General features: G+C 28.5%; 10 protein-coding genes. 9 read left to right on the top strand and 1 reads right to left on the bottom strand.

The window, feature by feature from the left end; translation table 11 throughout:
• The first annotated feature begins 8 nt into the window (after nucleotides 1–8).
• From ACMFBB_RS09635 to ACMFBB_RS09650, 4 genes are read left to right on the top strand one after another with little or no spacing between them, the layout of a single operon-like run.
• A complete protein-coding gene (locus ACMFBB_RS09635; protein WP_435264176.1) occupies nucleotides 9–695 on the top strand; it encodes an RluA family pseudouridine synthase in 687 nt (228 codons plus the stop codon).
• A gap of 26 nt (nucleotides 696–721) precedes the next feature.
• Nucleotides 722–1,753, top strand: coding sequence for an alkane 1-monooxygenase (locus ACMFBB_RS09640; RefSeq protein WP_435264177.1), 1,032 nt, complete (start codon nucleotides 722–724; stop codon nucleotides 1,751–1,753).
• 6 nt (nucleotides 1,754–1,759) lie between these two features.
• The gene (locus ACMFBB_RS09645; RefSeq protein ID WP_435264178.1) at nucleotides 1,760–3,133 is read left to right on the top strand and encodes an aldehyde dehydrogenase; all 1,374 of its coding nucleotides are present in this window, start codon (nucleotides 1,760–1,762) and stop codon (nucleotides 3,131–3,133) included.
• A gap of 7 nt (nucleotides 3,134–3,140) precedes the next feature.
• Nucleotides 3,141–3,878: a nitroreductase family protein gene (locus ACMFBB_RS09650; protein ID WP_435264291.1), complete on the top strand. Its 738-nt coding sequence runs from the start codon at nucleotides 3,141–3,143 to the stop codon at nucleotides 3,876–3,878.
• 36 nt (nucleotides 3,879–3,914) lie between these two features.
• On the opposite strand, the gene ACMFBB_RS09655 is transcribed toward ACMFBB_RS09650, so the two are convergent.
• Nucleotides 3,915–6,299: a penicillin acylase family protein gene (locus ACMFBB_RS09655; RefSeq protein ID WP_435264179.1), complete on the bottom strand. Its 2,385-nt coding sequence runs from the start codon at nucleotides 6,297–6,299 to the stop codon at nucleotides 3,915–3,917.
• A 375-nt stretch (nucleotides 6,300–6,674) separates the two neighbouring features.
• Between ACMFBB_RS09655 and pelF the strand changes: the two genes are divergently transcribed.
• From pelF to ACMFBB_RS09680, 5 genes are all read left to right on the top strand, one after another.
• Complete coding sequence (pelF, locus tag ACMFBB_RS09660; protein WP_435264180.1) at nucleotides 6,675–8,207, top strand: GT4 family glycosyltransferase PelF; 1,533 nt, start codon at nucleotides 6,675–6,677, stop codon at nucleotides 8,205–8,207.
• Nucleotides 8,204–9,793 (top strand): hypothetical protein, encoded by a 1,590-nt coding sequence (locus ACMFBB_RS09665; protein WP_435264181.1) that lies wholly within the window; start codon nucleotides 8,204–8,206, stop codon nucleotides 9,791–9,793. The genes pelF and ACMFBB_RS09665 overlap by 4 nt, the downstream gene beginning before the upstream one ends.
• Nucleotides 9,780–10,580, top strand: a complete 801-nt coding sequence (locus tag ACMFBB_RS09670) for an endo alpha-1,4 polygalactosaminidase (RefSeq protein WP_435264182.1) — start codon at nucleotides 9,780–9,782, stop codon at nucleotides 10,578–10,580. The genes ACMFBB_RS09665 and ACMFBB_RS09670 overlap by 14 nt, the downstream gene beginning before the upstream one ends.
• 444 nt (nucleotides 10,581–11,024) lie before the next feature.
• Entirely contained in the window at nucleotides 11,025–12,560 is a 1,536-nt protein-coding gene (locus tag ACMFBB_RS09675; RefSeq protein ID WP_435264183.1) for a hypothetical protein, read from the top strand.
• The gene (locus ACMFBB_RS09680) at nucleotides 12,557–16,288 is read left to right on the top strand and encodes a DUF2194 domain-containing protein (RefSeq protein WP_435264184.1); all 3,732 of its coding nucleotides are present in this window, start codon (nucleotides 12,557–12,559) and stop codon (nucleotides 16,286–16,288) included. The genes ACMFBB_RS09675 and ACMFBB_RS09680 overlap by 4 nt, the downstream gene beginning before the upstream one ends.
• Nucleotides 16,289–16,302 lie beyond the last annotated feature (14 nt).

A 16,302-nucleotide genomic window follows, 5' to 3' on the forward strand; every position in this document is an offset into this window, starting at 1 on the left:
TTAATAAAATGCATTCAACTAAAGAAAGCCTTCAAGTTTTACACGAAGACAATCATTTAATAATTGTTAATAAACGCTCTGGAGACATTACTCAAGGTGATAAAACTGGTGATAAACCCTTAAGTGATGTTGTTAAAGAATATATTAAAAAGAAATACAACAAACCTGGCAATGTTTTTTTAGGGACGGTACACCGTTTGGACAGACCAACTTCTGGTGTAATTGTTTATGCTCGTACTTCGAAAGCTTTAGAAAGACTAAATAAAATGTTACGTGATAAAACAATAAGAAAAACATATTGGGCGGTTGTAAAACAACAGCCCCAAAAAGAACGCAACACTTTAATTAATTACCTTAAAAAAAACCCTAAAAACAATAAATCTTTAGCTTACGATAAAGAAATTAAGGAAAGTAAAAAAGCCATACTACATTACAAGACTATTAAGCGTTTAGACAATTACTCTTTATTAGAAATTGATTTAGAAACTGGTAGACACCATCAAATTAGGGTCCAACTTTCAAACATTGGAAGTCCTATAAAAGGAGATTTAAAATACGGTTTTAACAGAAGCAATAAAGATGGGAGCATTCATTTACATGCACGAAAAATTGAATTTACCCATCCTGTAAATAACGATTTGATCAAAATTGTAGCACCCACACCTTCAGATTCAATTTGGGATGCTTGCCTGTAATTTGTATATTTATACAAATTTAAACAATGAAAGCCTTTAAGTATTTATCTATTTTAGTTTTACCACTAACAGTATATATTTCTTTTACGCAAAATGGCTTATTAACTTTTTTACCTATAATTACATTTTTCGGGCTTGTCCCCTTTTTAGAGCTTTTTTTTTCTCCGGATAAAAGAAACCTAACAAAAGATCAAGAAGCCATAGAAAAAGAAAATAAGTTATATACTGGTATCTTATACTTCACCGTCCCTTTACAGTTATTATTTTTAGGATGGTTCTTCGTTATTATGCAAGAACCTAACCTTACACTTACAGATACTATTGGTAGAGTTTTCTCAATGGGCTTGATGTGTGGAGTTATAGGTATTAATGTTGGCCATGAACTTGGTCATCGCAACAATAGATTTGATGAATTATTAGGAGAAATTTTATTACTAACCTCTTTAAACACTCACTTTTTACCTTACCATAATGCTGGCCATCACTTTAACGTGGCAACCCCAAAAGATGCAGCTACTGCAAGAAAAAACGAAATAATTTATCTGTTTTGGTTTCGCTCTCATTTTCAAAGCTATTATCAAGCTTGGAAAACAGAAAACCTACGATTAAAAAATTGTGAAAAAAGCTGGTTTCACTATCAAAACAGAATGTTAATCTATACTTTTTGTAATATTGTTTTATTAGGTAGCTTATTCTTTTTTTTAGGATTAAAAATGCTTCTTACCTTTTTAAGTACAGCAATTATAGGAATTTTATTACTTGAAACTGTAAACTACATTGAACATTATGGACTAGTACGTAAGAAAAACAAAAGGGGGAGATATGAACGTGTTAAAATAACACATTCATGGAACTCTGATCATATAATTGGAAAATCAATGTTATTTAACTTATCTCGACATTCTGATCATCATTATAACGGAAGCAAACATTATCAACTATTAAAATCGTTACCTGAAAGCCCACAAATGCCAACTGGCTACCCTGGAATGATGTTACTAGCCCTATTTCCTCCATTGTGGTTCAAATTAATGAATAAAAAACTAGAAGAACTCTAACCAAAAATGAACATCCCTAAACTTATTCAGCATCAGAGAAAATTCTTTGCAAATCAAGAAACTAAAAATATTAACTACAGAAAAAACACCTTAAACCGCTTATTAAAAGAATTAATTAAAAGAGAAAGTGAAATTATTAAAGCATTATATGATGATTTTAAAAAACCTGAATATGAAGCAGTAATGACAGAAACATCTATTGTGATTTCTGAATTAAAGATGACCATTAAAAACATTCGTTCTTGGAGCAAACCTAAACGAGTTTTACCATCAATTTTAAACTTTCCTTCTTCTGCTAAGATATACAAAGAACCCTATGGAACAGTTTTAATTATTGCTCCTTGGAATTACCCATATCAATTAGCATTTTCTCCATTAATTGGAGCTATAGCCGCTGGAAACACAATTGTAGTTAAACCCTCAGAGCTTACACCTAATACTAGCAAAATAATAAAACAAATTATTGAAACAGTTTTTGCCCCCAACCATGTTGCTGTTATTGAAGGTGGCGTTACTGTTGCTCAGGAATTACTAGCTCAACGTTGGGATTATATCTTTTTTACCGGTAGTGTCCCTGTTGGTAAAATTGTTGCTAAAGCTGCTGCTGAACATTTAACTCCTGTAACACTAGAATTAGGAGGTAAAAGTCCATGTATTGTAGACAATACTGCTAATATTAAATTAGCCGCTAAACGAATTGTTTGGGGTAAATTTATTAACGGAGGACAAACCTGTATTGCTCCTGATTACTTATTAATTCATAAAACTGTTAAAGAAAGTTTTGTTGATTATTTTAGAGAAGAAATCTCAAAAGCTTATGGTAAAAACCCTAACGAATCTCCAGATTACCCACGTATTGTAAATACAAAAAACTTTGACCGTTTAGTCAAAATGTTAACTAATGAAAAAGTATTAATCGGCGGGCAAACAGATAAGAATAGCAACTATATATCACCTACTTTATTAAATGAACCTAGTTTAGATAGCGAGGTTATGAAAGGAGAAATTTTCGGACCTATTTTTCCAGTTATTTCTTATGAGAACGAACACGACATTGAACAAATAACCTCTAAATATGATAAACCCTTAGCACTATATGTATTTACTAACCGAAGTTCTTTTGCTAAAAAAATTATAAAGCGTTATTCATTTGGAGGAGGAACTATAAATGACACAACTGTACATTTTGCCAACAACAGATTACCTTTTGGAGGAGTTGGTGAAAGCGGAATTGGAGGCTACCATGGAAAACAAACTTTTGATACTTTTTCTCATAAAAAAGGAATAGTTACAAGAGGTACTTGGCTAGATATCCCTACTAGATATGCTCCATACAAAGGAAAACTAAAACAACTTAAAACTTTAATGAAACTTGGATAACCCAATTATGACACCACAAAAAACAGTATCTGAAGCTATTAATTATCGCCGTTCAGTAAGAGTATATGATGAGAACAAAACAATTGACTCTTCAATTGTAAAAAAATGTATCCAGCAAGCTAGCCTGGCCCCTACTAGCAGCAATATGCAACTATGGGAATTTTATCATATTACCTCTAAAAACGTTATTTCACAAATAGCACCTTTATGTTTTAATCAGAATGCAGCTAGAACAGCTCAACAACTAGTCGTTTTTGTTGTTCGAAAAGATTTATGGCGAAAACGCGCTAAAGCCAATCTAGCATTTATGGACAAATCCTTTGGGAAAAACACCCCAAAATCAAAACAAAGTAGTAGAGAGAAAGTAGCAAGGAATTACTATGGAAAACTTATTCCATTTGTATATTTCGATTTCTTTGGAATCTTAGGAATATTCAAATATTTAATCACCTTAATCACTGGGCTATTTAAACCTATATATCGTGAAGTTAAAAATAGCGATATGCGCATTGTTGCTCATAAAACCTGTGGCTTAGCAGCACAAACATTCATGCTTTCCATGGCCTCTGAAGGTTATGACACATGTCCTATGGAAGGATCAGATACATGGCGTGTAAAACGTATTTTAGGACTACCTGCAAGCGCAGAAATTAACATGATAGTTTCTTGCGGAATTAGAAAGCCCGAAGGAATTTATGGAGAACGTTTTAGGATACCTTTTGAAGAAGTATACAAAGAAATTTAAAATTAAGGTTGGAAAAAAATCCAACCTTAATTTTTACTAATTTTTAGGCAAGAAAATCAATATATTTTCTGTTTTTTTTATCTCTTTTTCATTCAGTTTCATTTTCACAAATTCACCATCTAAATATCTCTGGGTCTGATCTTTATAATAAGTACTAAATACATTACCTGATTGTCCTGTTGGTACTATAGCTATGCTATTTTCAACATCTGAAAAATCAATAACTCTTCTAGTAGAAGGACCTGCAGTTATTTTATAATACCCAGTACTATCAATCTTATAAATCTGATTATTAATCACTTGATCACCACCAACAGTTTCAAACGGTCCAACATTAAACAACTTACGTAACAGACCTCCTGCTTTACCTATAGCATGTTCATACTCAACTGAAGCTACTCTTTCCCACCTCCAATCGTAAACATTTTCTCCTAATTGTCCCTGTAAAAATAATATCGCATTTTTAAAAGATTTGGTAACTATTTCTTGCTTTGTTTCTTTCTTATCTTTTGTGGTAACATCATCCCACCAAACAGATTTTTCCCTTTTTACTAGACTTGCTACCACTTTTTCTTCAAGAGGTGTGCTTACAAATTGCTCTAAAGCAACTCCCATTTCATCCTTAAAAGTATTTTTAACAAACTCATACCATACACGATTATAAACAACAGGAGCTACACTCTCTTTTGCAAACAAACCATTCCACGTTTTTAAAATTTGTAAAGCCTTCTTTTCACTAGGTGAGAATTTTGATTTATCGATACTTTTTATCAAATGACTAATAATTTCAGGAGCCGTTACTGAAGTAACATCATAAATCATTTTAGCTACATCTTTTTTGGTAAAATCATTTTTAGCATCTAATAAATTCTCTATTCTTCTAGCTCTATTCTCAGGTAAATAATATCCTGGGTACAACATTCCTGCAATAGAATCTGGTTGATTATTTGCTGAATATACATAATTATTTTTAGGATTTATAGATTGCGGGTTTTCTTCAAAGTCTAAGTAACTCAATATCTCATCTTTTCCAGAGGCGCCATCTAAAATTAATTTAGTATTTAAACTATCTCTATATTTATATAACTTTCCTGATGCAAACCATGCTATATTATTTTTTGCATCACCATACATAATATTTAATCCAGGTGCATGTAACTTTCTGGCTCCTTTCTTAAAATCAGATAAAGAATTAGCATGAGACATCTTATAAGAAAGGTCTAACAGTTCATTATTTAATTTCGTATAAATCCACTGCATTGCAATAGGACGACTATCATCTAAAAACTCAATTAACCCATTCATAATTGGACCATGCTTACTAACTTTCACTTGATACGTTGTATCTTTGTCTCCTTTAACCTTTATCTTTTTGTTAATCAGCTTATATTTTTTATAACCTACAGGTGTTTTATACTCTAAGGCATTATCAGGATTATTTTGTTCATAGTAAAAATCAATATCATCGTTTTCAAACATAGTTAATCCGTAAGCATAATTTTTATTATGCCCTAATAAAGGAAATGGAGTTAGCGCTAAATTAAAACCATACATTTCATAACTAGGGGTTTTAATGTGTGATTGATACCATACAGAAGGTTGGGAAAATGCAATATGCGGGTCGTTTGCAAAAATTACTTTTCCATTCTTAGTTTTATCAGCTCCGATTACCCATGAATTACTTCCTATAAATGGAGACACCGGTAGCTTTTCTAACAAAGTGTTAATAGCCTTTGCGAACGTAGCTTTCAATTCAGGTTTTGTCCCATTTTTAATTACTGTTAAATTATCAAATGTAGCCCCATTAAGCTCCTTAAAATAAGCAAGCCCTAACTTTTCTTTCACCTCAGTTAAAAAAGATACTGTTTTATGAGCAACTGCAAAACTAAAAGCCATGTACCCATACACATTATAAATATCGGTTAATGTATACTTCTCCTTCTCCACTCCTAGCATATAAAACTCTAAAGGCGTAGCACCTTCTTCCATAAATTGGTTTATTCCATCTAAATAAGATTGGGCCAACTGGTATGACTGTGAATTTTTATCTAATTTGTCTATTGTTTTTTCTGTTGCCTCTTCAATTCCTAAACCAGAAAAAAACGTATCAACTCGTACCAATTCTTTTCCAAAAATTTCAGACAATCTACCCGCAGCTATCCTTCTTACCAACTCCATTTGCCAAAGTCTATCTTGAGCATGCACATATCCTAAAGCTCTATATGCATCTTCTTCGTTTTCAGCATTAATATGTGGCACACCTACTTCATCATAATATACTGTTACTTTTCCTGCTATATTAGACAACTCTATTTCCCCATCATAAACAGGCTTTAAAGCTCTTACAAACAACCATACTCCTACAAAAAGTAAAATGATCAGAACCACAACTATCTTTAATATCTTTTTTATGAGACTCATTATTTCTAATTAATTTAATATTTAATAAATATAGTGTAAATATAAAATTCTGACTCACATACTTAAAAATAAATATAACACTAGAGAACAATTGAATTACAAAAGAATAAAATTAATAAATCACATTTTACTATCATAAATGATGATTTACACCATCCTCCTCGAAAAAAAAGAAAACCATTCATAGCCAATAATAAACAAAGCTATGTATCAACAAACAATAAATAAGATACAAAAAACAAACTAATGGAAAACAAGTAGATATTTAAGTGAAACGCTTAGTTTTATTTAGGTGATTACCCTTAACTCTTTAGTTTAAAAAAAGATGTACTTTTGTCGCCCCCCCCACATATTATTTTAAAGTTAAAATTTTGTATGTTTTTAAACAAAACAAAGGGAGGGATTGTAAATAAAAGAGTTTTACTTATAACTGAAGGTACTTATCCTTTCAATTATGGTGGAGTTTCAAGTTGGTCTCATACTTTATGCAACCTAACAAAGAATATAGATTACTTAATATACTCATTTAACGCGTATTACGAAAAAAAACCTAAATATGACATTCATAATAACGTAAAGGGTATTATCCAAGTCCCGTTATGGGCTCCTTATTCTTTATTTGATATTATGGACTATGGTTTTTCCTATAAAGATATTGTTTACAAGAAGAAAAAAACAACTGATTTTAATATCAAGTATTATTTCTTACCCCCTTTCAATGCTTTTGTTTCTAATTTACTTGGCAACACTTGTAATTTAGATACATTTGAGCAAAGTGTTTATGATTTATGGAATTATTTTCAAAATTTTGACTTTGATATTACCTTAAAAAACATAAATATCTGGAACGAGTTTAAAAAAATTATTGAAGAACATTATGGTACTAATGATAGTAACATAATATTAAATGATGTTTCTTTTTCCCTTCAATACGTAAATAAAATTTTAATCACGTTGGCTGTTCCAATTCCTCCTGTTGATATTGTTCATATTACTCTTGCCGGTTTACCTATTTTACCCGCTTTAATTGCTAAAAAACAATATAATGCAAATATTATAGCTACAGAACATGGTGTGTTTATAAGAGAAAACATGATCAACATCAGTAGCTCATCTTTATCTTTTTTTGTTAAAAAGTTAATTATAAAATGCTCAGAGTCTTTAAGTAGACTAGCCTACACCAGATCCGATTTAGTCACATCCGTAAATAAATTTAATACTAGATGGGAATTTCATTATGGTTTAAGCAAAATTAAATCTAAGGTTATTTATAATGGAGTTGATGAAAACAGGTTTGGAACTGGAGAAAAACCAAAACATTTAATTAATACCCCTACTGTTGTTGCAATTGCTAGAATATTTGCTTTAAAAGATGTAATTACAATGATAAAAACTTGTAATCATGTTAAAAACGAAATACCAAATGTAAAGTTCATTGTTTATGGTGATAAAAAAGCTGATATTGAATATGTGAATGAATGTGAAAAACTAATAGATGAATTAAAAATAACGGATAATTTCGTTCTTGCTGGTCATCACAGTCAACCTAATAAAGCTTTTTTAGAAGGTGACATATCAATTTTAACATCTATCTCTGAAGGGTTTCCCTATACAGTTATTGAATCTATGAGTTGCGGAGTTCCTGTAGTTGCGACTGATGTAGGCGGTGTTGCTGAAGCAATTACTGAAAAAACAGGCTTTGTATGTAAACCTAAAGATTATAAAGCCCTGGGAGAAAAAGTTATTTACTTATTAAAAAATGAAGAGGCTAGAAAACAAATGGGAATAGAATCACGAAAAAGAGTTCTTAAACATTTTACATTAAAAAAAATCATTCAATCATATGAAGAAACTTATAGTGATTTGATGCCAATAGAAAAAAAAGAACAACCTTTAGTTAAACAATGATAAATAATTTCGAGAAAAGTAATAAAATATTACTTGACACAATTGAAAACAAAATGGGATCACCTGTTTCTGTTGATGCCATTGTTGCGACACTAGAATCTTTAGGGATAAAAAGCGAAAATGTTCCCGATGATTTTGGACACGAAGACTCTTGGGGTTTAGCAAACTATATTTTTAAAAAACTAACACTGAACGTTGACCCCTTAACTCAAAATAAACTTGATAAAAAATCCATTTCAAATAATAATCCAAAAAAAATAATTCTAAGTGCTTATTTATTTTTTAAACAATATTTATATAGTAGTTCTTACTTGTTAGCTTTTGTTATTCAATTAACTTCAATTATTATTTATGGATTTTCAATATATATATATACAGGATTTAACCATGTACAATCTACCGTAGTAGTATTAGGAATTATCATTGGAATGATACTTGGCGGAGGTTACATTCAAGTTATAGGCAATCAAGTGTCTAAACACTTCTTTTTAGAAGATTACAAACTAGTTGAACAAATAACATTTTCACTTTTAAAAAGGGGAGCACTTTTTATTATATCAGGACTTTCATTTCTCATTATTTTAAATTTAATATTTCCTCTTTTTACGATTAAAACAGTTCTTCTAATAGCATCATACGCTTTCTGGGTAGGACTTCTATTTTTAGTCTTTGCTCCACTACATGTTATTCAACACAAAAAAATTATTTTACTTGCCACTCTTATGGCTACAGTTGTTTGTTTACCATTGATAAGTAATCGAAATATTAATATTTACACTCTTCATTTTTTAGGATTATTCATAGCTATATCTACAGTACTAATTTTTCTTTTTTTCTTTTTCAAAAAAAAAAGAAAAATTAGTAAATCATCTGAAATACAGTTTCAAAGGGGAGCTATATTTTATAAAAATATGTATCCTTTCTTATACGGTATATTAATTAATACCTTCTTTTTTATTGATCGTATTATTGCTTGGTCAAGTTATAAAATCGGAAACTTTTTTATGCCCATATACTATGAAAAAGATTATGAAATAGGAATGGATATATCAATAGTTTTTTTTCTTCTATTAGCTGGAACCTTAGAACAAGGTAACACTTCACTATTTAACTTGATTAATACTGAAAAATATAAAACCACATTAATTAATATAAGAGAGTATAAGAAAAAAGTTTTGGCTCTATATATTAAAAATACAGTTTTAATTCTAATTTCATCAATTCCTATCTATACAATTATTCTATACATTTTTTATGGTAGTTGGGGTTACAATTATTTTTTTGCAGAACCTCTTAAAAGCATAAATATAAAAATTACAAACATAGGTGTCATAGGGTATTTATTCTTGTGTTTAGCAATGCTTAATTCATCTTATTTATTATCACTAGGCAAACAAAAACAAGCACTTAAAATACTTGCTTTTGCTTGTTTTGTTAATCTAGTTTCTGGATTTATTATTAGCCGAATATTCTCTTATGAAGACAGTGTCTATGGGATGCTAATTGCATCTATAGTATTTACTTTTTTAAGTTTTAAACAAAACATAGATATCTATAAAAACATTGATTATTATGCTACCATTTAAATGCTTTTTATTGTTAATCAACTTATTTTTTTCAAGAAACTTATCAAAACAAAGCAACGTATTTTTATGTTATGGTAAAGTTCCCATTTATAAAATTATAAACTATGACTATGTCATTTTAGAAGCAAGTCATTATTCAATAAGTGAAGTTAGCGTTTTAAAAAAAAACAATAAACATATAATATGCTACCTTTCGTTGGGTGAGTTTAATAAATACACCTCATTTTACAATGAAGCAAAAAGCTTTAAACTACTAGGTAAAAATGAAGTATGGGACAGTTATTATTTGGACTTAAGTAAAAAATCATTACAAAAAATTTTATTAAAAGATATAGCGTCTAAAATTGTAAAAAAAGGGTTTGATGGTCTATTTCTTGACAACATAGATAATTATTGTACATATGGTAAACAAAAACATAAGCAAAAAGACTTATTAGATTTCTTAACACTTATTAAGAAAAAATTCCCCAGTATTTATCTAATGCAAAATGCAGGTCTTGAAATAATTGACAAAACAAATAGCCTTATAAATTCTATTGCCATTGAATCAATAATAACCAACTATAACTTTAAATCAAAAGAATATTTTTTTAGAGAGAAACAACAATCTAAAGAAAAAATTTTTCAAATAAAAGCCATTCAAAAGAAATACAACATACCGTTTATAATCATAGAATATACTGATAAAACTAAAGACAAAAGAAAAATAGCAAGGAAATTAAGGAGATATAAATGGAATGTTTTTATAGGACAAATAGATTTACAAAGTAAGCCTAAGTTTAAATAACTAATAATGAAACTACATGAATCTAGTTTTCTTTATGCTATATTAAAATTTGTTACAATACTAGTTTTACTATACTTTATAAAGAAAATATATAACAAAAAAAAAGAGCTGATTTTCTCTGATTTTTTACTTATTAACGTAAGTAAATATTCATCAATTAGCATTCTTATTGTGTTTTTATTGACACTTTTTAAAGCATACAATCTATTTAATTATTTATTTTTATTATTCTTTTTTTTAATTTATGACTTAAACAATTTTAATCCTCCAAGCGTTATATATTTTAAACTTAAGAACTCTTTTGAAAAATTAAGTCTCAACGCTATTCATGTTATAGAAAAACAAAACAAACAAAAAATTATATCCGATTTTTTAAAAAAGAAAAAAATTAATAAAAATGAAATATATGATCTTATTAGTATCATATTAATCATTTGTTTTTCCATGATTGTAAAAATATATTTCTATTCAAACGATTTATTTTTATTTTCTGAGCTTTGGTTTAACCACTTTCAAAAAATAAATGAAATACTAGATCAACAATGGTTTAATGTTGAATATATCGAAAAGGGACAGTTTGCATTAATAAGCATTTTTAGTTTGTTTTTTAAAGTTAGTTCAGGCATGAGTTTACAAACATTCGGTGTATTGCAAAACATTATTCTTTCTATCCTTATTTATTGGATTGTAAGAAAAGTGAGTACAAAAGATAAAATTTTGATTCCTTTATTATCCGCATTAATTTTTATCTCTGCATTCACTCTAGCTCCTGTTGATATTACTTTAGCTTTTAAACACCGAAAAATTTTCACCGCTTTATTCATTTTTTTGCCAGTTTTAATCGCCCTAACAAAAAAGCAACATTTTTACTCCTATAGAAAAAACCTTATTTATACTTTTCTAGCTATTTTGTCCTTAAGCTTAACAAATTACTCTGTTTTATTTATTGTAATTTTACCTGCTTGTGTACTCTTTTTTATTTTCGATACTACAAAGAAGAAAAAACTAAAAGTAATTCCCTTAGTGCTCTTGGTTTTTGTCATGTTTTTTACACTTATACTTCAATACTGTTTATTCAATCACGGTGATTTTAATCTTAATTTCTTTCTTAAAAATAGCTTCATTGAAATATCGAGTTTTAACAAAATTCAAAATTTAAAATTTCCTTACGAAAACATTATAAAATACACTTCAGTTATAGGCACAATAATAATTATTGTGAATATTTTAAAAAATAACATTAGTATAATATCTAAATTAATATGCTCTATATACCTAGTTATTGCTGGTTTTTATCATACAAAATACTATTTAATAGATGAAAATTTATCTTTACTTATTTTTGCCTTTCTCACTCCTACAGTTTTTGGGATTTTTATAGTAGAATTTTTTTTTAACAATCTAAATTGGATTAGTTATAAGAACGTAAACTATTTCGCTCTATGCATTATTTTATGTTCAACAAGCTACTTAATTCACTATCAAAAAGATGATTTATCAAACTTAAAAATAACAAATGAAACAAACAGACAAATTTTGTCAGCTTATGATAATATAATAACAAATCATCTCCCATACAGTTATGCGATTATAAACCATGAAAAAGCTGTTGAGTTTAGCAAGAAAAACCATTTCTTCATCAACTATAATGAACTCAATAATGAATATCTAATTAGAGATTCCATTTATCATGAAAACAAAAACCGTAAAGACTTCTTTAAATACAATCCCCATAGAAATCTTCCAAATTCAATTTTTCTCTTTGAAACTCTTCCTGCCAAAAAAAATGTAAGCAGAATAGTATTTCTTACTTCAAAAAAACAACTTAAAAAAAATGAACATATCATTAATGTCTTAAAGTCAAGAGATCGTGAGGTCCAATTATATATAAACACTGATAAATTAAGAGTCTATAAAATAACTAACAAAAAGAACAGCAGCAATATTGATGATATGTTGTTCTATGATAAACGATTATGAGAGAAAGAATTAAACAATTAACAAAAGTTTGTTTTGTAATTATTTTGTTTTTCTATTCTATTTACGGCTTCTATTCAAGTGCAAACGTAAATGGTAAAAAAATTGATTCAGATGATAGCAACTATTTTTCTAAAAGTAGCTATTTTTTAAATAACAAAACCCCCATAGTTGCATTTCTTCAAACTGAAAATGAGAATGAGAATGTTTTAAATCATGTTAAACAACTTTGTGATTATACTAAAATACCTTTTCAAATTATTAAAACAAAATCCATCAACTCAAAGCATTTTAATTTACCACCATCTTTAAAAACTATATACATACACAAAACCGATAAATTATCCATAAAAACAATTAAAAAACTAATTGATTTTGTTGCAAAAGGAGACTCTTTAATTGTAACTACACTTCCTGAGGATTTTAGACTAAACTACTTGCTTGGATTAAAAAAAAACACCTCTCTACATAGCTATAATACTAGTGCTAAAGGTATATTCATTACAAATAATTTTACTCCTGGCTTAAATAAACTAACTATATTCAAAGAGATGCTCCATTACGGCTTAAATAAAAAAAGTTTTAATGATAACGTAGAAACTATTCTTTCTGCCGATAATGAAAAAAATTACCCAGTAATTTTAAAAAACGATATAGGCTTAGGTAAAGTAATTGTGTTCAACACAACTTTAGAAATTTCAAAATACGAAAGAGGCTTGCTATTTCCATGTTTACTTTCAACTATTGAGGGAATTCCTTATCCAATAGCAAATTTAAACGCCATCTTTATAGATGATTTCCCTAGTCCTGTATATCCATTTATAAAAGAACCTATTTTAAGTGAATATAACATTTCAAATCAAAAGTTTGTTAAGGATGTGTTTTGGCCGGATATGCTTCACCTTGCCAAAAAATATGGGATTAAATATACAACAACAATAATTTTTGACTATACTGAAAATGTAGAACCTCCTTTTTCATACAAACAATGGAATTCCTCCAGGGAAGATTTTATTCCTATTTCGCATTTAATAACACTTGATGTTCTAAAACAAGACCATGAACTTGGTATACATGGTTACAATCATGTTTCCTTACTTAAGAAGAACTGGAAAGCTGAAAACATAAAAATTGCATTCAAAACTGTGAAAAAACATTGGGATATAAACAATTATGATAGGTTACCAGCATCATACATTCCTCCTTCAAACTATATTGATAAACTTGGAATCTTATCATTAAACAAAGGGCTACCTTCAATAAAATATATGTGTAGCTTATATACTGGTAAGTTTGTAAAAGGTGGAGATCGAGAATTTAACCCAGAGCCATACCTCAATAAAATGTTTGATTTCCCTAGAAACACCTCAGGATTTTATTTAAATAACTTTAAAAAATATTTAAAAGAATCTATGTACTTATATACAGGTATTTGGTCTCATTTTATCCACCCCGATGATATATATCAAGTTCCAGATAAAAGTAACCTTAAATCTAAGGGAGAATTTAGTTACAGGAATATAAAAGAGTTAAATTGGAAAAAAACTAATACTAAAAACCTTCCAGGGCTATATCATTGTTTTGAAAATTTAATTAAAGAACATGCAGAAAATTATCCTCTCTCAACTTTTCCTGATGTTCGTTCTGGAGGTGATTTAGTTGCAAAATTAAGAAAAAGTGATTTTAAACATTCGTCAAATAAATACTTATATAAAGTAGACAAATTAAATGAAAGCACAAAAAGTCAAAATTGGTTTACTTACATAACTAAAGAAAATTCAAAGAAATTATTTAAATATTTAAATAAAAACAACACTCCTTTTTCAAAAATCCCTATTCTAAATGGTTTTTTAGTAAATGTAAAAACATTGAAAGGTTCCATTTCAGTTCCAATTGTACATAGTACTTCTGAGAATTATAATCTGGAAAACATCTATTTAGAATATGAAAACTATCTTAGTTATAAAGAAATCGACAACAGTTCTTTGAAGAAAATAATAAAAGATTTACGGTCTAAGATATTTGATAGAAAAGAGGTGTCTCAATCGCTATGGAATGAATATGCTAAATACTGTTCTTGGGCTAAATTAGAAAAACAGTTTTGGCAGGATCTTGAAATTTATTATTATAAATATAAAAACTTTGAAGTTGCCAAGCTAGCTGATAAAATGTCAAAAACAATATGGTATCCAACAAAGCGAAGTAAACTAATTTGGTTAGAACGACAAATCATAACTGCTAAAAACTCTAAACTTAGACTAGGTCTTTTGAAGCAATATGTTAAAAATTATAACAATAATAACAACATAACACAAATAAGAAGAAAACTAAATGAAATAGCTAAAATTCAACCTTCTAAGGAAAATAAAATGGCTCATATAACATCCTATCTTTGGAATGAAGATGAAGCTAAACCTGCTATGCTAAATAGACTTCCTACGAACAAAGATTATAAATCGATAGCAAAAGAACTATCTTGGTACTTCTATGAAAATCATCAACTTAACAAAGCATTACAGTGGGCATCCTTTTCTAAGACAGTTCCTATTGAGACTCAGTTATATTGGTTATTCGATGCTAAAAAGTATAAAGAACTTGAAGAGTATTTTAGAAACTATAAATACTCATCTAAAGAAGAGAAGTTTTTAGCTCAAAAAACTATGATTAACCTATATTTAGCGAGAAATAAATTTATGGATGCATGGCAAATAGCTTTGTCCATCCCAAAATCAAATAAATTTTATGAAGAAATAAGAAAAAAATTAAATGTATTTTTTCTTTATCAAAATAGAAAAACACAAAAGAAATTACTAAATAATAACCAGTACTTATATAAGAATATAAATGATAGCATTAGCCGTTTTTTCATGTTAGAGAATAATGATTCTTATAAATTAGAATCAGTTATCAATACCAACAGAGATAAAATTGTTACGTTTAATAAAATTTTCACCTATAATCATATTACTAAAGACAATAAAACTCATAGCTTTTCATTTAGTCATTCATTGTTAAATGAGGTTTCAATCAAACAGCCAGGTAACAGCAACCTATTCGGTTTAAGTTATCAATTTAAAAATTCGAGTTTATTTAACAAGCCCCATAACTACTTCTCAAAAATTGGGCTAGAAACAGACAATAATAAATACTTCTTTTCACTTGAAGTAGGAACCAGCTATAATAAAGATAATAGTCTATTATCACTAAATTATAAAGCTTCTCCAGTAAGAAATAACATTGCATTAAAAAAATACTTATACATGAATACCTTTAGTTGTTATTTTGAAAAAAATTTCAAAAATAAAATTAATGCCACTACTTACCTTGAAAGTAATTATTATACTGATCATAACAAAGATATTACACTTTCCCTTTCTGCAAATTACCCTTTCTATACCTTTAATAAAAACATAATAAGATTTGCTTCAGAAGGAACTCATTCATTTGGTAGCGCCAATATTGATGGAAATCCTTATTGGATGGTAAAAGAAAGATCATATTTAGGAGGAGGAGTACAATATCAGCTTAACACTGATATTGACAAAACTTTCATTCTTATGGATGCAATGTATTTTTATGATAGCTATTCAAAAAGTTTCACTAGATTTAGAGCTAAAATAAATTTTCCTTTAAAAAAATACTTTAATGTAAGCTTAAATACTGAATTATCTCAACATGACTTATTTTACTCTAACTCACTATCTATCAACATGTCATATTATCTTCATTAAATTCATTAGTAAGC

This window comes from Tenacibaculum sp. nBUS_03 (genome assembly GCF_051201695.1).
In the GTDB taxonomy this organism is placed as follows: Bacteria; Bacteroidota; Bacteroidia; order Flavobacteriales; family Flavobacteriaceae; genus Polaribacter.